This is a genomic window from Sphingomonas guangdongensis (genome assembly GCF_900199185.1).
In the GTDB taxonomy this organism is placed as follows: Bacteria; Pseudomonadota; Alphaproteobacteria; order Sphingomonadales; family Sphingomonadaceae; genus Sphingomonas; species Sphingomonas guangdongensis.
The window spans coordinates 518,700-538,885 of sequence record NZ_OBMI01000003.1 but is presented as its reverse complement, the minus strand read 5'-3'; the positions used below and the strand labels follow the sequence as shown (position 1 = coordinate 538,885).

General features: G+C 68.8%; 21 protein-coding genes, 1 tRNA gene and 1 pseudogene. 2 read left to right on the top strand and 21 right to left on the bottom strand.

Annotated elements, in window-relative coordinates; genetic code table 11:
* Window position 1: 1 nt before the first annotated feature.
* Window positions 2-1,303 carry a GTPase HflX gene (gene hflX / locus CRO12_RS14695; protein WP_097064794.1) on the top strand — a complete coding sequence of 434 codons (1,302 nt, stop codon included), beginning with the start codon at window positions 2-4 and terminating at the stop codon, window positions 1,301-1,303.
* A gap of 9 nt (window positions 1,304-1,312) precedes the next feature.
* Here hflX and mazG read toward each other — a convergent pair whose 3' ends face one another.
* From mazG to CRO12_RS14645, 10 genes are read right to left on the bottom strand one after another with little or no spacing between them, the layout of a single operon-like run.
* On the bottom strand, window positions 1,313-2,056 hold the full coding sequence (gene mazG / locus CRO12_RS14690) for a nucleoside triphosphate pyrophosphohydrolase (protein WP_097064793.1): 744 nt from the start codon (window positions 2,054-2,056) through the stop codon (window positions 1,313-1,315).
* Between the two features lie 55 nt (window positions 2,057-2,111).
* Window positions 2,112-2,726, bottom strand: a complete 615-nt coding sequence (locus tag CRO12_RS14685; protein ID WP_097064792.1) for a retropepsin-like aspartic protease family protein — start codon at window positions 2,724-2,726, stop codon at window positions 2,112-2,114.
* The gene (locus CRO12_RS14680; protein ID WP_097064791.1) at window positions 2,723-3,487 is read right to left on the bottom strand and encodes an MBL fold metallo-hydrolase; all 765 of its coding nucleotides are present in this window, start codon (window positions 3,485-3,487) and stop codon (window positions 2,723-2,725) included. Before CRO12_RS14680 ends, CRO12_RS14685 begins: the two co-directional genes overlap by 4 nt.
* The gene (locus CRO12_RS14675) at window positions 3,478-4,263 is read right to left on the bottom strand and encodes a TatD family hydrolase (protein WP_097064790.1); all 786 of its coding nucleotides are present in this window, start codon (window positions 4,261-4,263) and stop codon (window positions 3,478-3,480) included. Before CRO12_RS14675 ends, CRO12_RS14680 begins: the two co-directional genes overlap by 10 nt.
* On the bottom strand, window positions 4,260-5,792 hold the full coding sequence (gene metG / locus CRO12_RS14670; RefSeq protein WP_097064789.1) for a methionine--tRNA ligase: 1,533 nt from the start codon (window positions 5,790-5,792) through the stop codon (window positions 4,260-4,262). The genes CRO12_RS14675 and metG overlap by 4 nt, the downstream gene beginning before the upstream one ends.
* Before the next feature lie 18 nt (window positions 5,793-5,810).
* On the bottom strand, window positions 5,811-6,764 hold the full coding sequence (locus CRO12_RS14665) for a DNA polymerase III subunit delta' (RefSeq protein ID WP_097064788.1): 954 nt from the start codon (window positions 6,762-6,764) through the stop codon (window positions 5,811-5,813).
* Window positions 6,761-7,387: a dTMP kinase gene (gene tmk / locus CRO12_RS14660; protein ID WP_097064787.1), complete on the bottom strand. Its 627-nt coding sequence runs from the start codon at window positions 7,385-7,387 to the stop codon at window positions 6,761-6,763. Before tmk ends, CRO12_RS14665 begins: the two co-directional genes overlap by 4 nt.
* The gene (locus CRO12_RS14655; protein WP_097064786.1) at window positions 7,384-8,550 is read right to left on the bottom strand and encodes a D-alanyl-D-alanine carboxypeptidase family protein; all 1,167 of its coding nucleotides are present in this window, start codon (window positions 8,548-8,550) and stop codon (window positions 7,384-7,386) included. The genes tmk and CRO12_RS14655 overlap by 4 nt, the downstream gene beginning before the upstream one ends.
* Before the next feature lie 23 nt (window positions 8,551-8,573).
* Window positions 8,574-9,365: an SPOR domain-containing protein gene (locus CRO12_RS14650; protein WP_097064785.1), complete on the bottom strand. Its 792-nt coding sequence runs from the start codon at window positions 9,363-9,365 to the stop codon at window positions 8,574-8,576.
* Window positions 9,349-10,374: a lytic murein transglycosylase gene (locus CRO12_RS14645; protein WP_097064784.1), complete on the bottom strand. Its 1,026-nt coding sequence runs from the start codon at window positions 10,372-10,374 to the stop codon at window positions 9,349-9,351. Before CRO12_RS14645 ends, CRO12_RS14650 begins: the two co-directional genes overlap by 17 nt.
* A 109-nt stretch (window positions 10,375-10,483) precedes the next feature.
* Between CRO12_RS14645 and CRO12_RS14640 the strand changes: the two genes are divergently transcribed.
* Window positions 10,484-10,573, top strand: a tRNA-Ser gene (locus CRO12_RS14640).
* 20 nt (window positions 10,574-10,593) lie between these two features.
* Here the strand turns inward: CRO12_RS14640 and CRO12_RS14635 are convergent.
* From CRO12_RS14635 to frr, 11 genes and pseudogenes are all read right to left on the bottom strand, one after another.
* Window positions 10,594-10,974 (bottom strand): hypothetical protein, encoded by a 381-nt coding sequence (locus tag CRO12_RS14635; RefSeq protein WP_097064783.1) that lies wholly within the window; start codon window positions 10,972-10,974, stop codon window positions 10,594-10,596.
* Window positions 10,975-11,067: 93 nt separating this feature from the next.
* Window positions 11,068-11,403 carry a PilZ domain-containing protein gene (locus CRO12_RS14630; protein WP_245858538.1) on the bottom strand — a complete coding sequence of 112 codons (336 nt, stop codon included), beginning with the start codon at window positions 11,401-11,403 and terminating at the stop codon, window positions 11,068-11,070.
* 41 nt (window positions 11,404-11,444) lie between these two features.
* Window positions 11,445-11,675 (bottom strand): 50S ribosomal protein L31, encoded by a 231-nt coding sequence (rpmE, locus tag CRO12_RS14625; protein ID WP_097064782.1) that lies wholly within the window; start codon window positions 11,673-11,675, stop codon window positions 11,445-11,447.
* 92 nt (window positions 11,676-11,767) lie between these two features.
* Window positions 11,768-12,250 carry a 3-hydroxyacyl-ACP dehydratase FabZ gene (gene fabZ / locus CRO12_RS14620; protein ID WP_097064781.1) on the bottom strand — a complete coding sequence of 161 codons (483 nt, stop codon included), beginning with the start codon at window positions 12,248-12,250 and terminating at the stop codon, window positions 11,768-11,770.
* Window positions 12,247-12,906, bottom strand: coding sequence for an OmpH family outer membrane protein (locus CRO12_RS14615; RefSeq protein WP_097064780.1), 660 nt, complete (start codon window positions 12,904-12,906; stop codon window positions 12,247-12,249). The genes fabZ and CRO12_RS14615 overlap by 4 nt, the downstream gene beginning before the upstream one ends.
* A complete protein-coding gene (gene bamA / locus CRO12_RS14610; RefSeq protein WP_097065104.1) occupies window positions 12,906-15,671 on the bottom strand; it encodes an outer membrane protein assembly factor BamA in 2,766 nt (921 codons plus the stop codon). Before bamA ends, CRO12_RS14615 begins: the two co-directional genes overlap by 1 nt.
* Window positions 15,672-15,790: 119 nt before the next feature.
* Window positions 15,791-16,924, bottom strand: a complete 1,134-nt coding sequence (locus tag CRO12_RS14605; RefSeq protein ID WP_097064779.1) for a M50 family metallopeptidase — start codon at window positions 16,922-16,924, stop codon at window positions 15,791-15,793.
* A complete protein-coding gene (locus CRO12_RS14600) occupies window positions 16,921-18,090 on the bottom strand; it encodes a 1-deoxy-D-xylulose-5-phosphate reductoisomerase (RefSeq protein ID WP_097064778.1) in 1,170 nt (389 codons plus the stop codon). Before CRO12_RS14600 ends, CRO12_RS14605 begins: the two co-directional genes overlap by 4 nt.
* Complete coding sequence (locus CRO12_RS14595; protein ID WP_097064777.1) at window positions 18,087-18,851, bottom strand: phosphatidate cytidylyltransferase; 765 nt, start codon at window positions 18,849-18,851, stop codon at window positions 18,087-18,089. Before CRO12_RS14595 ends, CRO12_RS14600 begins: the two co-directional genes overlap by 4 nt.
* Window positions 18,852-19,568: pseudogene (locus CRO12_RS14590) on the bottom strand (isoprenyl transferase); the annotation flags it as partial.
* Between the two features lie 58 nt (window positions 19,569-19,626).
* Complete coding sequence (gene frr / locus CRO12_RS14585; protein ID WP_097064775.1) at window positions 19,627-20,184, bottom strand: ribosome recycling factor; 558 nt, start codon at window positions 20,182-20,184, stop codon at window positions 19,627-19,629.
* Window positions 20,185-20,186 lie beyond the last annotated feature (2 nt).

Sequence of the window (20,186 nt, the reverse complement as noted above, 5' to 3'; positions counted from 1 at the left end):
GATGAGCGAGGCCAGCGGCGGGTTCGACCGCGATGTCGAGGATTTCGCCCGCGGCGCCCGCGCGATCGTCGTCCTGCCCGATCAGGGCGGCGCGACCCGCGACGCCGAGGCGCGGCTGGAGGAGACGGCGGGGCTCGCGCTCGCCATCGGAGTCGAGGTGTGCCGCAAGGTCGCGTTTCGCGTCCGCGCGGCCAAGCCGGCGACGCTGATCGGCAGCGGCCAGATGGAACAGCTCGCCGAGTTTGTGAAAGAGGAGGGGATCGGCCTCGCGGTGTTCGACGCGAGCCTCACCCCGGTACAGCAGCGCAATCTGGAGACCGGGCTTGGCTGCAAGGTGATCGATCGGACCGGGCTGATCCTGGAGATCTTCGGCGAGCGCGCGCGCACGGCGGAGGGCCGGTTGCAGGTCGAGCTCGCGCACCTGGACTACCAGGCCGGGCGACTGGTCAGGAGCTGGACCCACCTGGAGCGGCAGCGCGGGGGCTTCGGCTTCCTCGGCGGCCCCGGCGAGACGCAGATCGAGGCTGACCGCCGGCTGATCCGCGACCGCATGGCGAGGTTGCGCCGCGAACTCGATGGAGTGACCCGAACCCGCGGGCTTCATCGTGACCGGCGCCAGCGGGCACCCTGGCCGGTGATCGCGCTCGTCGGCTACACCAATGCCGGAAAGTCGACACTTTTCAATCGCCTGACCGGGGCCGACGTCATGGCGGAGAACCTCTTGTTCGCCACCCTCGATCCGACGCTTCGCCAGATCAGCCTGCCCGGCATCGACAAGGCGATCCTGTCCGACACGGTGGGGTTCGTGTCCGACCTGCCGACGCAGCTGGTCGCGGCGTTCAAGGCGACGCTGGAGGAGGTCATCTCGGCCGACCTGCTGATCCACGTCCGCGACGTGGCGCACCCCGACAGCGCGGCGCAGCGCGCCGATGTCGAGGCGGTGCTCGCCGAGATCGGCGTGGGCGAGGGAACGCCGCGGCTGGAGGCCTGGAACAAGCTCGACCTGCTTGCCGGTGACCTACGATTGGACCTCGTCGCCGATGCGCAGCGACGCGAGGACGTCGTGGTGATCTCGGCGCTGACGGGCGAGGGGGTCGACACGCTGATCGAGACGGTTGCCGCGCGTCTGACGGCCGGGCACCAGCGCTACGCGATCGCGCTGGACGCCGGCGACGGGGCGGGCGCGGCCTGGCTCCACGCGCACGGCGAGGTGCTGGAGCAGGCAGTCGACGGCGAGCGGACCCATTATCAGGTGCGGCTCGCCCCCGCCGATTACGAGCGCTTCATGACGCGCGCCGGCTGAACCGATGCGCTAGGCGCGCTCGTCGCGCTTCACCTGCTGCCAGAGTGCTTCCTGCTCATCGAGGGTAAGTGCCGCGACGTTGTCGGCGAGCGCCTCCATGCCGCGGAAGCGGCGCTCAAACTTGGCGTTGGCGCCGCGTAGAGCGGCTTCGGGATCAACGCCAAGCTTGCGCGCCCAGTTGACCACCGCGAACAGCAGGTCGCCGACCTCGTCGTCGCGCTCGGCGTCGCTGCCGGCCGCTGCGACTTCCGCCAGTTCCTCGTCGATCTTGGCTCGGGCACCGCTCGCGTCGGGCCAGTCGAAACCGGCGCGCGCGGCGCGCTTCTGCAGCTTCTCGGCGCGCAGCAGTGCGGGCAAGCCGAGCGCGACCCCGCCGACGGCGCTCGCGTCCGCCTTGGCAGCGCGCTCCTCGGCCTTGATCTGCTCCCACAAGTGATGCCCGCCGACTGCAGCATCGCCGAAGATGTGCGGATGGCGCCGTTCCATCTTGTCGCTGATCGCCGCGATCACGTCCGCCAGGGTGAAGGCGCCGGCTTCCTCGGCGATCCGGCTGTGGAAGACGACCTGGAGCAGCAGGTCGCCGAGTTCGTCCTTGAGGTCGGCCACATCGTCGCGGGCTATCGCATCGGCGACCTCATAGGCTTCCTCAATCGTGTACGGGGCGATCGTCGCGAAGGTCTGCGCGACGTCCCACTCGCAGCCGCGCTCCGGATCGCGCAGTCTGGCCATGATCGATACCAGTTGCTCGATCATCAGAGAGGGCTCCTGCTTGATCTAGACGTCAGTTCGATAATATACATTATGTAAACTACCGATTAGTAGCATTGGGCTTGGGCTCGAGGATCAACGTCCGTCCCTCCACCCGCCACGACCCCAATCGCGACAGGTAGTTCATGCCGAGCACGTTGACGTTGCCGAACGCCGGCGAGATCACGACCGACAGGTCGCGCGTCTCCAGCGTGCCGAGCGTCACCGTCTCGGCGCGGCCGCGTTGGGCGGTGATCGAGCCGTTGGCGGTGTTGATCAGTACCGGCAGACCTCCGCCGATCGCTTCGATCCCGGCGTTGCGTGCGGTTTCGGCCGAGATCGCGGTGATCGTCGCACCGCTGTCGACCAGCATGCGCTGGGTATAGCCGTTCAGTCGTACGCGCGCCCAGAAGTGCCCGTCCGGACTCATGGTGATGCGGACGGTGTCGCCCTGCATCTCGGTCGTGCCGATCCCGGCGCGTTCGCCGACACTGCTCGCCAGCCGCTCCAACCCGTCGCGATTGGTGATGACGAGCCACGCGAGCGCGCCGATGACGAGCCAGCCGAGCAGCGAGCGGATGACGGCGCCGATCGACAGTCGCCGCGCGGTCAGCGCGCTCAGTGCCAGCACCAGCGCGCCGACGAGCCACAGCACCGTGGCATTGTCATCGCTCACAGGGTGACGACCATGCCGTCATAGCCCGGCTCGACCCCTGTCGGCAGCGTGGCGCAGAGGCTCCGGTAATCCATCGACTGGTCCATGTGGGTCAGGATGGACCGGCCTGCCCGCAATTCGGCACTCCAGCGGAGCGCCTGGTCGAGGGTCGGATGTGTCGGATGCGGGGCGCGTCGGAGCGCATCGATCACGAGGACGTCGGCACCGCTGTAAAGGTCGCGCATCGATGACGTAAGTTCATTGAAGTCAGTGGCATAGACGATCGAACGTTGACCGTGTGTGAACCGCAGCCCTGCCGATGTGATGCTGCCGTGCGGCTGATCGACGACCTCTATCTGCAGGTCGCCGACGTGGACCTCGTCCGCAAGCACTTCGGCGGCGATCGTCGCGGGATAGCCGTTGCGCCCCTCGACTGCGTAGCGGAACCGGTCATGGAGCGTGTCCAGCGTCGCCTGGCGTGCGAGACCGCGAATCGGCCTGCCGCTCGCATGAAACAGCTGCCGGACATCGTCGATGCCGTGACAATGATCGGCGTGGTCGTGCGTCCAGATGATCGCGTCGACCGTCGCGATGTCGGCGGCGAGCAACTGCTCGCGCATGTCAGGTCCGGTATCGACCAGCACCCGCGTCGTTTCCGTCTCCACGATGATCGACACCCGCGTGCGCCGATTCCGCGGCTCGGCCGGATCGCACTGCCCCCAATCATTGCCGATCCGCGGCACACCAGACGAGGTGCCGCAACCAAGCAAAATCAGGCGCATGCCAGCGTCTTTTCAAACAGCGTGTGGAAGTTCAGCCGGGTCCGCTCCGCCAGTTCATTGGCACCCTCCCCGCGCAGATCGGCGAGGAAGCGGCAGGTGTCGGCGACGAACGCGGGCTCCCCGGGCTTGCCGCGGTTCGGCACAGGCGCGAGGAACGGCGCATCCGTCTCGATCAGCAATCGGTCGATCGGCAGGCGCCTGGCCGTGTCCTGCAGTGCGCGTGCACTCTTGAACGTCACGATGCCCGAGAGGGAGATGTAGAAGCCCAGCTCGAGCGCCGCGTCGGCCAGCGCGTCGCTGCCGGTGAAGCAGTGCAGCACGCCGGGAAACGGCCCCCTGCCCAGCTCCTCGCGCAGGATCATCAGGGTATCGTCCTCGGCGTCGCGCGTGTGGACGACGATTGGCAGGCCGGTCTCGCGACAAGCGGCGAGGTGCGCGCGGAAGCTGCCCTGCTGCCGTTCGCGGTCCGAGTGGTCGTAGTAATAATCTAGCCCACTCTCACCGATGCCGACGACGCGCGGATGCTGCGCGCGCTCGACCAGCTTGGCCGTGTCGACATGGGCGTGCGCGTCGGCCTCATGCGGGTGGATCCCGACGGTTGCCCAGACGTCCGGCTCGGCCTTTGCTGTTGCGAGCACGTCATCCCATTCGGACTCGCGCGTCGCGATGTTGAGCATGGCGGTGACCCCCGCTCCGCGCGCCGACGCCAGCACCTCCTGCTGCCGCTCGGCCAGCCCCTTGTAGTTCAGGTGGCAGTGACTGTCGGCGAGCTTCATGCGGCGGCCAGCTCCAGCCGCGGGAAGACCGGGCTCGGCGGGTCGAGTGCGATCGCCGTGGCGTTCCAAGCATCGCGGAGCGCCGCGTGGTCGCGCGTCTCCACGCCCAGCTGATCGAGGATGCGGCCAGCTGCATCCGGCACCACCGGCAGGATCACGATGGCGAGATCGCGGATGGCCCGCACCAGCGTCGCCAGCACGGCGCGCATCCGCTCGGGATCGGTCTTGCGGAGCGTCCAGGGCGCCTGCGTGTCGATATAGGCATTGCACGCGAACACACCGCGCATCCACGCCTCGATCCCCTGGCTGAGCGCCAGGTCGGTGAAAGCCGCCGCGAAGTCGTCGGCGGCCGACTTCACCTCGCCGAGCAGCGCCGCGTCCGCCGGATCAGCGCGGCCCAGGTCGTCCAGCCGCCCGTCCAGGTTCTTGGCGATGAAGGCGAGCGTGCGCTGCGCGAGGTTGCCGAAGCTGTTGGCGAGATCGGCGTTAGCGCGCGTCACGATCGCCTCGTCCGAGAAGGTGCCGTCCTGCCCGAAGCTGACGTCCCGGAGCAGGAAGTAGCGGAGTGCGTCGACCCCGTAAAGGCGGGCAAGCTCCATCGGGTCGACGACGTTGCCGACCGACTTCGACATCTTTTCGCCGCGATTGAGCAGGAACCCGTGCCCGAATACCTGCTTGGGCAGCGGCAGCGCGGCGGACATCAGGAACGCCGGCCAGTAGACCGCGTGAAAGCGGACGATGTCCTTGCCGATCAGGTGCAGGTCCGCCGGCCACCAGCGCTCGATCGCCGCCGGATCATCGGGGTAGCCCGCGCCGGTCAGATAGTTGGTCAGCGCATCGACCCAGACGTACATGACGTGCCCCGGCGATCCCTCCACCGGCACGCCCCAGTCGAAGCTGGTGCGGGAGACGGACAGGTCGGCGAGCCCACCCTCAACGAAGCGCAGGATCTCGTTGCGGCGGCTCTCCGGACGGATGAAGTCCGGGTTGGCGGCGTAGAAGTCGAGCAGCGGCTGCTGGTGGCGCGACAGGCGGAAGAACCACGTCTCTTCCGCAGTCCATTCGACCGGCGTGCCCTGCGGCGATAGCCTGGTCCCGTCGGGGCCGGCGACCAGCTCCTTCTCCTCGTAAAAGGCCTCGTCGCGCACCGAGTACCACCCTTCGTAGCGATCGAGGTAAAGGTCACCCGCTTCGGCCATCGCCGCCCAGATCGCCTGGCTCGCACGGTAGTGATCCGGTTCGACCGTCCGGATAAAACGATCATAGCTGATGTTCAAAACATCGGCCATCTCGTTAAAATAGCTCGACATCTCATCGGCAAGCGCGCGCACGGCTATGCCGCGGTCGCGCGCGGTCTTGACCATCTTCAGCCCATGCTCGTCCGTCCCGGTCTGGAATCTGACCGGGCGGCCGGTCTGCCGATGGAAGCGCGCGATCGCGTCGGCGGCGATCATCTCATAGGCGTGGCCGATGTGCGGGCGGCCGTTCGGATAGTGGATCGCGGTCGTGATGTAATAGGGATCGGCCATGCGTCGGCCCTACCCGCTTCAGCTGCGCTTCGCCAGTCGCGCCACCAGCCCGCCAAGCTCGAACGCGGTGGTCCCGGCATCGAGCGACTGGGCGAGCGACACCGCCGCCAGACCCCGCGCGGCATCGTACGCCTCCAGCGCGTCGCGCAGCGCCGGCCCGGTCAGCCGCCCCGCCTGTTCGGCGATAAAGGCGGGCACCCGCTCGAGGAACGCCTCGTAACGTGGTTGCGCCGCCTTCGTACCAAGCGCCTTGGCAAGCTTGACGCGCCGCCGGTTCGACGGATCGCCGTCGCGCGCAATTGCCGCAAGATCGTCTTCCAGCACCGCGAGTTGGAGCCCTGCGAAGCGGAGCGCGCGCCCCGGTGAGCCACCGGCGGCGCGGACCAGCGCGGCGATCTCGGCTGGCGTGGCGTCCGGAACCTGCCCGGCTAGGACCTCCCGGACCTCTTCGTCGCTGAGTGGATCGAAGCGGAGCAGGCGACAGCGCGAGCGGATCGTCGGCAGCAATCGGCCTGGCGCGTGACTGACGAGCAGGAAGATCGTGCCCGCGGGCGGCTCTTCCAGGTTCTTCAGCAGGGCGTTGGAGGCGCCGGGCCGTTCCAGATCGTCGACGGCATCGATCACGATGACACGCCGCTCCGACATCGACGGCTTGGTGGCGAGCAGCGGCTGAAGCGCGCGAACCTGATCGATCTTGATGGACCGCGCGAGGTCGCTGTCCGGCTTGTTCTCGTCCTTGGGCTTGCGGGTCAGGACTCGCAGGTCGGGGTGCGAGCCGGCCGCGATCATCGCCTGCGTCCGTTCGGCCGCCCCGGACGCCTGCGCCAGCATCCGCGTTGCCGCATCGAGCGCAAAGCGCGCCTTGCCCACCCCCTCAGGCCCGGCAATCAGCCAGGCATGATGGAGCGCACCGTGCGCGAGCGCCGCGTCAAAGGCGGCCCTTGCCATGCCATTACCGACCAGTGACGTCATGGCAGCAGATCGGAGATCGCCGCCAGCAGTCGGTCGGTGACGACCTGCGGCGTGGCGCTCGCATCGATCAGGCGGACCCTCTCCGGCTCGCCGGCCGCGATCCGGGCGAAGGCCGCTGCGACGCTCTCGTGAAAGTCGCGCCCGCGCTGCGCGAACCGGTCGAGCGCACCCGCGTCGCGCGCCTCGGCCCGTCGGGCGCCCTCCTCCACATCGATCCGCAGCACAAGGGTGCGGTCGGGCAGCAGTCCTTGCGATCCGAAGCGGTGGAGGGACATAATCGCCGCGTCGTCGATGCCCTGCGCCCCTTGATAGGCACGGGTCGAATCGACGTAGCGGTCGCACAGCACCCAGGCGCCGCGGTCGAGCGCCGGCCGGATCAGCCTCTCGATATGGTCGGCCCGTGCCGCTGCAAAGAGCAGCGCCTCCGCGCGGGCACTCCAGCGGTCGGCCGCGCCGTCCATCAGCAACGACCGGATCGCCTCCGCGCCCTCGCTGCCGCCGGGCTCGCGAGTGACCACCACGTCCAGCCCGCGATCCGCCAGCACCGCGGCGAGCCGCCGCAGCTGAGTGGACTTGCCCGCGCCCTCGCCTCCCTCCAGCGTCAGGAAGCGGCCGGGCGTCACGCGAAGAAGGAGGTGAGGCCCGCCCAGGCGCGGCCGAAGAAGCCGGCCTCACCCACGTCCGCCTCTGCGACGAGCGGCAAGGTCTGCGCCGGCCCGCCGCTGGTGGTCACGACCAGATCGGCGACGTGCTGGCCGGCCTTGATCGGCGCCTTGATCGGGCCCTGATAGACGACGCGCGCCTGCAGGTCGGGCGAGCTGCCCTTCGGGATCGTGATCGCGAGCGGCTGCGGCGCGACAAGGCCGACCTCACCCGCATCGCCAAGCTGTACGGCGGCGGTCGCCACGCGCTTGCCCTTGGCAACGATCGGCTTCGCGCTCCACGCGTTGAAGCCCCACTCCATGAAGCGCACCGACTCCTCGCGACGCTGGTTGAAGCTGGTGAGCCCGGCGACGACCATCACCAGCCGGCGGCCGCCCTGCTCCGCCGAGCCGGTGAAGCCGTAGCCCGCCTCCTCCGTGTGCCCGGTCTTGAGTCCGTCGGCGCCGGCCACCCGCCCGAGCAGCGGATCGCGGTTTCCTTGCGTGATGTCGGCACCGGCACCGAGCGTCTTGCCCCAGGTGAACTCACGACGGCTGTAGAACTTCTTGTAGAGCTGCGGATGCTGCTTGATCGTCGCATCGGCGAGCCGCGCCAGATCACGCGCGGTCACATAGGTGACGCCGCCGTCAGGCCACCCGTTAGACGTGCCGAAATTGCTGTTCCTCAGGCCCAGCTCGGCGGCCTTGCGGTTCATCAGCGCGACAAAGGCTTCCTCCGTCCCCGCGATCTTCTCCGCCAGCACGACGCAGGCGTCGTTGCCCGACAGGACAATGATGCCGTTCAGCAGGTTCTCGACGCTGACCTGCTCGTTCGGTGACAGGAACATGGTGGAGCCGGCCTGCGGCCCATGCCAGCGCTGCCACGTTTCCGGGCGGACGGTCGCGGTGTCGGCGAGCTTCAGTTCGCCCTTCTTGATCAGGTCGAAAGCGACATAGGCCGTCATCATCTTGGCCATCGACGCGGGCGGCATCCGGCGATCGGCGTCCTTTGCGTACAGCACCGCGCCGGTCAACAGGTCCTCCAGATAGGCAACCGGCGCCGGTGTCTGGAACGGCGGCGCGGCGGCAGTCGAGGAGAGCAGCACCGCAGTGGCGGCGGCAATGGTGGCGACAGGCTTCAGCATGGGTGTCATGTTCCGGTACTAACTTACTGACCAACAACGGTAATGAGACGGGCATCGGGATAGCCGCGGCGGGCCGCGGTGGCACGGGCCGCCTGTGCCAGCGCGGGCGTCGCGAACGGGCCGAGTTGCACGCGGTGCAGACCACCCCCGCTCACGACCTGCCCGCCGAGCTCGGTCGCGAGCGCCCGCGCCCGCGCCGCATCGGAGAGCGCCGCGACTTGGACGCCGGGACCCGAGCGCGGAACCGCGGTCGACCTGGCCGCGGTCGCGGGCTGGACGGGACCCGGCCGCTTTCTCGAACGCGGAGGCGCGGCACGCGCCGGCGAGGTCTCGACCGGAGGAGCCAGTCGGCGACGGAGCGCCGTCAGCAGCGCGGGCGGCGCGTCCGGGCGCGCGGGCGCGGCTTCCCCCCGCAGCAGCGCGGATGCTTCCTGCGGCGGCGCAACGGTACGTCGCACCCGTACGGGGATGCGCGGCCCCTCCAGCCCCAGCGCCGCTGCGGCCTCGCTTGAGATCGCCAGCGTTGTGCCCGCCTCCACCCGCGCCAGGATCGTGCGGCCGCTGTCCAGACTGGTCACTTCGGCGATCTCGCCGGGCGCCAGTCCCGGTGCGACCACCACGACACCGGGCGTCGACATGACGGTGGCGCGGTCCACCAGGTCGATCCTGCGCTCGCCGGCTATCGGCTCGGACGATCCGCGCGGGCCGGCGGCTTGCGGCTCCTGCGGGCCGACCACGCCCTGAAAGGCGACAACGCCGCCCTGTGCAGGCGACGCGGCGATCAGGAGCGCAAACAGGTCAGCGGGCGATTTCATCGGCGAGCAGTCCTACCGAAAGCGCGTAGAAATTCGAGCAGTTATAATCGAGGATCACGCGGTAATTGCCGGTCAACAGATAGGCGGTGCGGCCGGGACCGTCGGGTTCGATCAGGCTGGCGAGTACCGTGTCGGCGGGCCAGCCGCGACCCTGCGGCACGATCCCGGCGGCGCGCCACTCCGCCATCGTGCGCCAGCGGCTGTGCCGTTCGTGCACGCGGGGACAGCGCGGGCTGAGCGTTCGGGTTCGAAGCGTGCCACGATCGAAGCTGGCCGGTACGCTGACGGCGAAGCCCCAGGGCTGGCCCGGACGCCACCCGGCGTCCACGAAGTAGTTGGCGATGGAGGCGAGCGTGTCGGCCGGGTTCGACCAGATGTCGGCCCGGCCGTCGCCGTCACCATCGCGCGCCAGGCGGAGGTAGACGGAGGGAAGGAACTGCGGATAGCCGAAGGCCCCCGCCCAGCTTCCCTTGAGCCGGTCGCGCGGCACACCGCGATCGATCATCTTGAGCGTTGCCAGATATTCGCCGGTGAACAGGTCGCGGCGACGCCCCTCATAAGCGAGGCTCGCCAGGCTGCGCGGCAGGTCGAAGTCGCCGGTGTAGCTGCCGTAATTGGTCTCATGGCCCCAGATCGCGACCATGATCTCCTCCGGCACGCCGGTCTCCGCCTCGATACGCGCGAGCCGCGGCCGTTCGCGCAGGTATGCGGCGCGACCGCGCGTGATCCTGGCCGCATCGACGTGCTGCACGCGGTAGGGCGCAAAGTTGGGGATCGGCGCATTCGGGGCACTCTCGGGCTGCTGCCGGTCGAGTGCCACCACGCGCGGGTTGAAGGTGAGCGAGGCTGCGACGCTGTCATATGTCGTCGGCCGGATCCCCTCGGCCAGCGCTCGCGGCCGGAGACCGCGCAGGAACGCCTGGAACCCGTCCTCCTCCTGCGCGCAGGCCGGGACGGCTGCGGCGATGAGAACCATTCCGAGCCCAAGGGCCCCCGACCGCCGCCGCATACGCTTTCCCCACATGGCAGCGCTGATGCCACAGCCGTTCGGGCGCGCGAAGGCGTAATCGTCCCGGGCCTTGCACAGATGATCGCGGCCGGCTTAAGCGGCGGAACAGGGAAGAGTGGCCGAGTGGTTTAAGGCAGCGGTCTTGAAAACCGCCGTGGGTTCACGCTCACCGTGGGTTCGAATCCCACCTCTTCCGCCAGCGCTCGGGACAGGCGTGGGTCAGCGCAGCAGCGCGCGGCTGATCAGGCGGGGGACGCCGGAGACGCCGAGCTGGCTGTCGATGCCGCCGAGGTCGCCCGACAGCTTCCACTCGAGCTTGGCGTTGATCGGCGATCCGCGAAAGCCGCCGCGGTCCACGGGCATCGCCCGCAATGCGGCGAACTGGGCCGGATCGCGCGCCGACCGGCTGGCACCCTCGAGACGGGGCGAGTAGCGCGCGACCAGCGGCGGCATCACCGCCAGCCTGCTGCGGACCGGATTGAGCGTGAAGTTGGCGGGTAGCACAAGCGGCTGGCGAGCCTGCAGCGGCAGCGCCGGCCTGCCTCCGCCGGGCACCGCGAGTGCCATCAGAACCGCGCCCCCGGAGAACCACGCCAGCATCCACCGCCCCTCAGCCAAGTGAATGCCTGATAAGCTGCCGAGTCTTACCGTTCGGTGCAAGCGCCGTGAGAGACGCGGTGCGCCAGGATGAGGCTACAGGTCGATGAGGGTGCGCAGCGCTGCGTTGCTGAGCGGTTCGTGGAACTCGCAGCCGGCCTCGAAATCGTCGGACCAGCGCACGGTAGCGCTGACCTGACCTACGCCGGGCAGGGTCAGCCAAATGTCACTGCCGCGCTTGATCGCGGAGTAGGTCTGCAGCCGCGCGCCGTGGATCGACACGTCCGTCACCTTGCACAAGGTGCGGTCGAGCCCGCCGCGGCCGAGCCTCGCATCCAGCGAGACCGGCCGCCGCGGCGCGCGCCGCCGGCCGAGATAGTGGGCCGGCTCAAACTCGGCGGCGAACAGGACGGGCTCCGCGGATGTGATCATGCGCGGAAGCTACGTCCTCTAAGGTTAAAGCAAAGTTAGCCTTACTTCTTGCCGAGCGAGAGGCCGCCGAAGCGCTTGTTGAAGCGGGCAACCTGACCACCCTGGTCAAGCATCTGGCCGCGACCACCAGTCCAGGCCGGGTGCGCCAGCGGATCGATGTCGAGCTGCATCGTGTCGCCTTCCTTGCCCCAGGTGGAGCGGGTCTCGAACACGGTGCCGTCGGTCATCTGGACCTTGATCATGTGGTAGTCGGGGTGAGTCTCGGCCTTCATGATTATGCTCCTGGGTGCGGCTGGTTCCGACCAGCCTGGAAGCGCGCGCGGTTAGCCGCTGCGCGTTGATAAGTCAAAGTGTTCGATTGCGGTCAGGTCGTCGCAGGCGGGTCGGCGATCATGGCGGTGAAATTCGCCTGCGCGACCACCTGGCCGTCGACCTTGGCGACGCCCGCAAACTTGCAGACGGTCGCGCGCTTCTGGACGAAGGCAACCTCAAGCCGGAGCAGCACGCCGGGTTCGACCGGCTTGCGAAACTTCGCCTCGTCGATCGCCATGAAGTAGACGAGCTTGCCCGTGCCCGCGAGCCCCAGACTCTCAACCGCGAGCACGCCAGCGGCCTGCGCCAGCGCCTCCACGATCAGCACGCCCGGCATGATCGGGCGGCCAGGGAAGTGGCCCTGGAAAAAGCCTTCGTTGATCGTCACCGCCTTGATCGCGGCGATCGACTGGTCGGGAACGAGCTCCTCGACCCGGTCGACCAACAGCATGGGATAGCGGTGCGGCAGCGCCGCCATCACCCGGCTCCAGTCGAGCGGGCCGATGGCGGGCGCCGCCGCCGGCACTTCGCTCATCGGCCGGTGTTCGGCCGAGCGGGCGTGGTGGTCGCTGGCCGCGCCGGGGTGGTCGCAGGCGCACCCGCGGCACCGGCCTGCTGCTGACCGGGCTGCCAGTTGGCCGGCACGGCGATGCTGACGCTCGGCACCAGACGGTTCAGCTCGGTCGTGATGTCGGCGGTAATGTCGGTCGCCGGCTGCGCGAACAGCGCCGCGTCGGGGCGGAGCAGCATCTGCACGTTCTTGCGCGCGACCGCAGCCTGCACCGCGGCACCGATCTGACGCTGGATCTGCTCCAGCGCATAGGCCTGCGCCCGCGATGCCGGGGCGGTCAGCCGCTGCAGTTCCTGCTCACCGGCCTGCTGGCGGGTCTGGATGGTCTGCGCCTGGGTGCGCAGCGCCGCCTCGTTGGCGTTGGGTGCCGCGCGCGCGGTCTCGAACGCAGTGTAGAGCGGCCGCAGCTCGTTCTCGATCGCGGTGCGACGCGCGTTCGCCTGATCGAGCTGGGTCTTGTACTGCGTCTGGATCTGGCTCTGGGCCGCGGTCCACGCGCTGGAGCGGGCCACGGCCGCTTCCGGATTGGCGACGGCGATCCCGTTCACCTGTGCCGACGCCGGCGCGGCGAGGGCGATCGTGCCCGCCGCGGCGAGCATCATCATCTTGAGAGAAGTCATCAGAACTGGGTCCCTACGTTGAAGGTCAAAAGCTTGGTGTCGTCGCCCGGCTGGGTCAGCAGCGCGCGGGCGAGATCGATGCGGAGCGGGCCGAATGGCGAGTTCCAGTTCACGCCGATGCCGATCGACAGGCGCGGCTTGGCCGAGTCGCCGGTGAACCGCTCGAAGAAGGCCGGGGTCTCGCTGGTCGCGGGCGTGTTGATCTGGCTGCCGACGCACGGGCCACCGTTGGTCGGCGAGGTACCGACCGAGCAGGTCGTCGTCGCGATGGTCGAGTCCGAATTGTTGACGATGTAGAGCTGCCGCCCCTGATTGTCCTTCAGATACTGGGTGAACGGCAGCAGCGTCGGCGAGCCGTCCGCGTTGAAACGGAGCGACCCGTCGGCGTTGCGCGCCTGCGGGAACTGAAGCGTCGCGCGCGGCTGGGTCACGCCGAACAACGCGCCGGCCTGGACGTAGATCGACGGCCGCAGCCCGAGTTCGCGGGCACCGGCGCCGAGCGGAATCTCCAGCTCGGCGCGGCCGAGGTAATAGGCCCGGCCGCCCAGCGGGTCATCAATGATCTGATCGCGGTCAGTGACGAGCGCCTGCGTGCCGCTGGCGGCATCGCCGGTGTACTGGATCCGCTGGATGCGCGGGCCGACGCCGCGGATGTCGAACCCGCGGAACTGCGGCTCGCCCAGGTAGAAGCGATCGGTGATTCGGATCCGATCGATGCCCTCGCCGCGGCTGTCCTCCAGGCTGTGGATGTACCCTCCCTCGGCCAGGACCGAGAAGATGAAGCCGCTGCCGAGCCCCCAGAACTTGGAGCCTTCCGCGCGTCCGCGGACGTACTTCACGTCGCCGCCGAGACCCGCGAAGTCGACGCCCAGCGACAGCCGCTGGCCGGCCGTCGGGCGCAGTCGGCTGTTGAGGCTGTCGTAGGTCACGCCAAAGCCGACCGAGGAGGTCAGGCGATTGCCGAGCGCGTCGCACAGGTAGCGGCCGGCACGGAGCGGGTCGCACACGCCGTTGGTGAAGAAGGTGGACTGGTCGAGCCCGACCTCGTCCTGGGTCAGATTGTACCGCGCCGAGAGCGTCCAATATTCGGTTAGCGGGATGCCGGCCGCGATCTGAAAGCCGGTCGACACCTGCGAGTAGGTCGTTTGGCGATCGTTGCCGAGGAACTGGAACGCGTTGTAGTCGCGCCGGAAGATCGTGCCGCCGAGCGCGATGTTCTTGTCGAACAGGTACGGCTCGGTGAAGCCGAGCTCCACCGACTTGGAATAGCTCGAGTAGTTGACCGACGCGCGCAGATCCTGCCCCTTGCCGCGAAAGTTGCGCTGGCGGATCGACGCCTGGAGGATAAAACGTTCGAGGCTCGAGAAACCGGCGGAGAGCGAGAGCTCGCCCGTCGCCTTCTCCTCGACGTTCGCCGCGAGCACGATCCGGTCAGGCGCCGAGCCGGGCTTCTGCTCGATCTCGAACTTGTCCTGGAAATAGCCGAGCGAGTTGATGCGGTCGGTCGAACGCTTGACCAGGAAGGTGTTAAAGGCGTCGCCTTCGGCCACCCGCATCTCGCGGCGGACGATCTTGTCCTGGGTCTGCGTGTTCCCGGTGATGTCGATCCGCTCGATATAGGTGCGGTTCGCTTCCTTGATGTTGAAGTTCAGCGTCATGGTGAGCGAGTCACGGTCGCGCTGGAACTCGGGATCAACCTCGGAGAAGGCGTAGCCGAACAGGCCCGCCGCCTCCTGCAATTGATCGACCGAGTCCTCGACCTTCTTCGCGTCGTACCAGTCGCCCTTCTTCATCGGCAGCGAGGCGGCGAGCGTCGTGTTGTTGAAGTCGCGGATCGCGCTGTCGACGGTCACCTCGCCGAACTTGTAGCGCGGCCCCTCCTCCACCACGTAGGTGATGATGAAGTCGCGCTTGTCCGGCGTCAGCTCGGCGACGGCCGAGATCACGCGGAAGTCGGCGTAGCCGTTGGTCAGGTAGAACTGGCGCAGCTTCTGCTGGTCGTACGCCAGACGGTCCTGATCGTAGCTGGTGTTGGAGGACAGCAGCGTCAGCAGCCGCGCTTCCTTGGTCGCCATCTCCTTGCGGAGCTCGCCGTCGTCGAACACCTCGTTGCCGATGATGTTGATCTGACGGACCTTCGACTTCGGCCCTTCCCGGATCTCAAAGATCACGTCGACGCGGTTCTGGTCGAGGCTGACCATCTTCGGCTCGACGATCGCGGCGAAGCGGCCCTGGCGACGGTAGAGCTCGACGATGCGCGCGACGTCCGCGCGGACGGCGGTCCGGGTGAAGATCTGGCGCGGGCGGAGCTTCAGCTCCTTCTCGATCTTGTCGTTCTTGAGCCGCTTGTTACCCTCCAGCACCACGCGGTTGATGATTGGGTTCTCGCGGATGCGGATCACGAGGTCGCCCGTTTCCACGCCCGCGATCGACACGTCGGCGAGCAGGTCGGAGGCGAGCAGGTCCTTGATCGCCTGGTCGACGATCTCGTTGCTGTATGGCTGGCCGACGCGCAGCTTGGTGTAGGACAGCACCGTGTCCTGCTCCACGCGCTGCGATCCCTCGACCCGGATCGAGCGGACGGTCCCCGTCGGTCCTGGAGTCACGGCAGGCGTGGCGGCGGGCGCCTGGGCTGGCGCGGTGGCGGGGGTCGTCCGGGCGGGCGCCGCCTGCGTCGGTGCCGTCGTACGGCGGACGGGCGGCGCGCCAGGCGCGGTCTGCGCCTGCGCCGTCAGCGGCAGCCCGGACAGGATCGTGCCCGTCATCAGCACCGCAGCCGCACGCGCGGACGTCTTGTTCGCCTTCACTGACTTCACCAACCCACCCCAAACGCCAACTTGAGAAATGATCCGCGCGCCCCGCGCGTCGCCCTGCCCGAACCGCGTCAGCCGATCAAGGACGCGATGCCGCGCCACAGGCCGAAGGCGCCGAGATCGTTGATCGTCACCAGCAGCATGAGCGCCAGGATCGCGGCCAACCCGCCACGGAAGGCCCACTCCTGCGCTCGCGCGCCGACCGGCCGGCGCCGGACCGCCTCGATCGCGTAGAAGAACAGGTGTCCGCCGTCGAGCATCGGAACTGGCAAGAGGTTGATGAACCCCAAGTTAATCGAAATGAGTGCGATTAGCGACACGAACTCCGGCCAGCCGATCGCCAGCTGCTGGCCGGAGACCTGCGCGATCCGCAACGGTCCGCCGAGCTCCTCCACCGAGCGGCGTCCGGTGACGATCTGCGCGATCGTGTCGACCATCATGCCGATGATCTCGCCGGTCCGCCGCACGCCGACTACGGGCGCCTCCAGCAGGCCGACCGGAGACCAGACCGGCGCCGCCGGACCGATGCCGATCCGCCCGACCCGGAACTGGTTGCCGAAGCGATCCGCCTCGCGCAGCTGCCCGATCGTGAGCGGCAGGGTGCGCGTCTGCCCGTCCCGCACGATCGTCAGCGGCACCGTCTCGTTCGGGCGCATCGCGGCATAGAGCCGCAGGTCGTCGAAGCGCGCGACCGACTTGTCGCCGATGCTCGTGATCCGGTCACCGTGGGTCAGGCCGGCACGCGACGCCGCGCTGTCTTCCGCTACCAGCCCGATGACCGGCGGGGTGGTGCTCTGGCCGTAGGCGTAGGCGAAGCCGGCGAGGATCAGCACCGCGAGAGCCAAGTTGATCGCCGGGCCCGCCGCGACGATGATCGCGCGCTGCCAAACGGGCTTCGCCTGAAACGTCTGCGCGCGCTCCGCGGCGGGCAGTTGCAGCCACTCGGCGGTGGGCTGGCTCGCCGGCCCCATGTCGCCCGCAAACTTGACGTAGCCGCCGAGCGGCAGCCAGCCGAACTTCCAGCGTGTGCCGCGCTTGTCGGTGAAGCCGGCGACCTCGTGCCCGAAGCCGATGGAGAACGCCTCAGCCTTTACCCCGAACCAGCGCCCGGCGAGATAATGGCCGAGCTCGTGCACGAACACGAGCGGCCCCAGCACGAGCGCGAAGGCGATAACGGTAAGGAGCAGTCCGGGAGCTTCGATCACGGGGCAATCCTGTGGCCACTGGCCGCTACGCGATCCGCGGCGATCCGTCGCGCCCCCGCATCGACGTCCAGCACGGCATCAAGACTGTCCGGCGCACCCGGATCATATGCCTCCAGCGTATCTTGGACAATTGCGGCAATTTGGAGGAAGCCGATCCGATTGTCGAGAAAGGCGGCGACCGCGACCTCGTTCGCCGCGTTGAGGATCGCCGGGCGTGCGCCGCCCGCTTCCATGGCCGACTTGGCGAGCGCCAGCGCGGGGAAGCGCTCCGGATCCGCTGCCTCGAAGTCGAGCCGTCCGATTGCCGCCAGGTCGAGCGGTGCCATCGGCGTCGCCATCCGCGCCGGCCAGGCGAGCGCGTGCGCGATCGGGACCCGCATGTCGGGTGGGCCGAGCTGCGCCAGCGTCGATCCGTCGACATATTCGACCATGGAGTGGATCACCGACTGGCGGTGGACGATCGCCTCCAGCTGCGCCGGGGCGACGCCGAACAGGTGATGCGCCTCGATCAGCTCCAGGCCCTTGTTCATCATGGTCGCACTGTCGACGGAGATCTTGGCGCCCATCGACCAGTTCGGGTGTGCCACTGCCTGAGCCGGGCTGATCGTCGCCATCCGCTCGATCGGCCAGTCCCGGAAGGGTCCGCCGCTCGCAGTCAGGATGATACGCCGGACCCGGGTGCGGTTGGCCGGCTCCAGGCACTGGAAGATCGCGTTGTGCTCGGAATCGACTGGGAGCAGCGTCGCGCCACTCGCCTGCGACGCCGCCGTCATGACGTCACCGGCGGAAACCAGCGCCTCCTTGTTGGCGAGCGCCACGGTGCGGCCCTGCTCCAGCGCGGCCATCACCGGCTTCAGCCCGGCGCAGCCGACGATCGCGGCCATCGTCCAGTCGGCGTCCATCGCGGCGGCCTCGCAAACCGCATCCGCACCGCCCGTGGCCTCGATCCCGGTGCCGGCCAGCGCCGCCTCCAGCGCAGGCAGGCAGCGCTGGTCGGCGACGGCCGCGCGGCGGGCGTGAGTCCGGATCGCGGCGGCAGCGAGCTTCTCCACGTCGCAGTTGGCGGTGAGCGCAATCACCTCGAAGGCATCAGGCTCGCGCTCGATCAGGTCGAGCGTCGACGTGCCGACCGATCCGGTCGCACCCAGGATCGTGACGCGCTTCACAGCCACCGCGGCACCTCGACCAGCAGGGCCGCGAGCACCGCCACCGGTACCAGCCCGTCGAGCCGATCCAGCACCCCGCCGTGCCCCGGCAGCAGGCTCCCTGAGTCCTTGACGCCCGCGCGACGCTTGAGCCAGCTCTCGTAGAGGTCGCCGGCCTGCGCGGTGACCGCGAGTACCGGCGTCGCCATGACCAGCCGGAAGGGCAGCCCTGCCCACACGTGCAGCGCAAAGGCGAACAGCGTCGCCGCCACGACCCCGCCGATCAGCCCGGCCCAGGTCTTGTTGGGACTGATGCGCGGCGCCAGCTTCGCACCGCCAATGCTGCGGCCGGCGAAATAGGCCCCAATGTCGGTCGCCCACACCAGCGCCAGTGCCCAGCTCGCCAGCAACAGGCCATTATCCTGCGCACGCAGCAGCACCAGCGCGAGCGCGGGCAGCCCGACATAGGCCGTACCCCAGCCGAGTTCGCTCCGCCGGGTGGTCGCGGCGATGAAGAAGCCGGCGCCGGCCACCAGGCCGAGCACGAGAAAGGTCGGTCCCGACGCGATCGGCGCCAGGATCGCGAGCGGGACCGAGATGGCGAGCTGCCCCACCCGCTTGGTCCGGGCATCGACGCCGTGCAGTTCCGACCACTCTGCCATCATCAGCAGCGCGGCCACCACCACCAGCAGCCAGAAGGCGATCCCGCCCAGCCACAGCGCCGCCAGGGCCACCGCGATCAGGATCGCGCCGCTCAAGGCGCGCTTGGGAAGGTCGCCCATCTACAACCCGCCGAAGCGCCGCTGGCGCGCGCCGAACGCCCTCACCGCTCCGGCCAGCTCGTCGGGCCCGAAGTCCGGCCACAGGGTGTCGACGAACAGCAGCTCGGCATAGGCCGCCTGCCACAGCAGGAAGTTGGACAGGCGCTGCTCGCCCGAGGTCCGGATCAGCAGGTCGACCGGCGGCAGCCCGCCGGACGGCAGCGCGCCCTCGAACACCCGCTCGTCGATCGCCTCCGCCGCGAGCTCGCCGCTCGCCACCTGCCTCGCCAGCCGGCGCGCGGTGGCTGCGATCTCGGCCTGCGCCCCGTAGTTGAGCGCGATCACCAGCAGCGGCCCGTCGTTGGCGAGCGTGCGGGCGATCGCATCGTCGATGAGGGCCACCAGATCGGGCGCGAGCGCACGATAGTCGCCGATCACCGCGAGCCGGACGCCCTCCCCGACAAGCTCGTCGATGTCGCTCTGGATGAAGCGCCGAAGCAGCCCCATCAGGTCGGAAACCTCGTCGGCCGGACGCCGCCAGTTCTCCGACGAGAAGGCGTAGAGCGTCAGCGTGCCGATGTTGAGGTCGGCCGCCGCGCGCACGACCCGGCGCACCGCTTCAACCCCGCGGCGATGCCCGGCGATTCGCGGCAGCATGCGTGCCTTCGCCCAGCGACCGTTGCCGTCCATGATGATCGCGACGTGCAGGGGGGCGGTCACGCGATCGTTACTCCGGGAGTGATGCGCCGGTCATGCCCCCGGCACGACCTGAACAGCGCGTCGCGCCGTTCGCGCATCACTTTCCAAGGATTTCCTTCTCCTTGGCGGCGGCGGCGGCGTCGATGTCGGCGATGGTCGCGTCCGTCAGCTTCTGGACCTCGCCCTCGTGACGCTTGCGATCATCCTCGCCGAACACACCCTTCTTCTCGTCGGTCTTGAGGCTGTCCATGCCGTCGCGGCGAACGTTGCGTGCCGCGATCCGGGCCTTCTCCGCATATTGGTTGGCGAGCTTGGCGAGCTCCTTGCGGCGCTCCTCCGTCAAGTCGGGAATCGGCAAGCGCAGCGTCTGGCCGTCGACGATCGGGTTGAGCCCCAGCCCGGCCGAGCGGATCGCCTTGTCGACCGGGCCGACGTTGGACTTGTCCCACACCTGCACCGACAGCATCCGCGGCTCGGGGGCGGAGACGCTCGCGACCTGGTTGATCGGCATCTGCGCGCCGTACACCTCGACGGTGACCGGATCGAGCAGCGTGGTCGACGCGCGACCGGTGCGCAGCCCGACCAGGTCGTGCTTCAGCGCCTCGACGGCGCCCGCCATGCGGCGCTCCAGGTCGGACTTGTCATAGGCAGGCATGG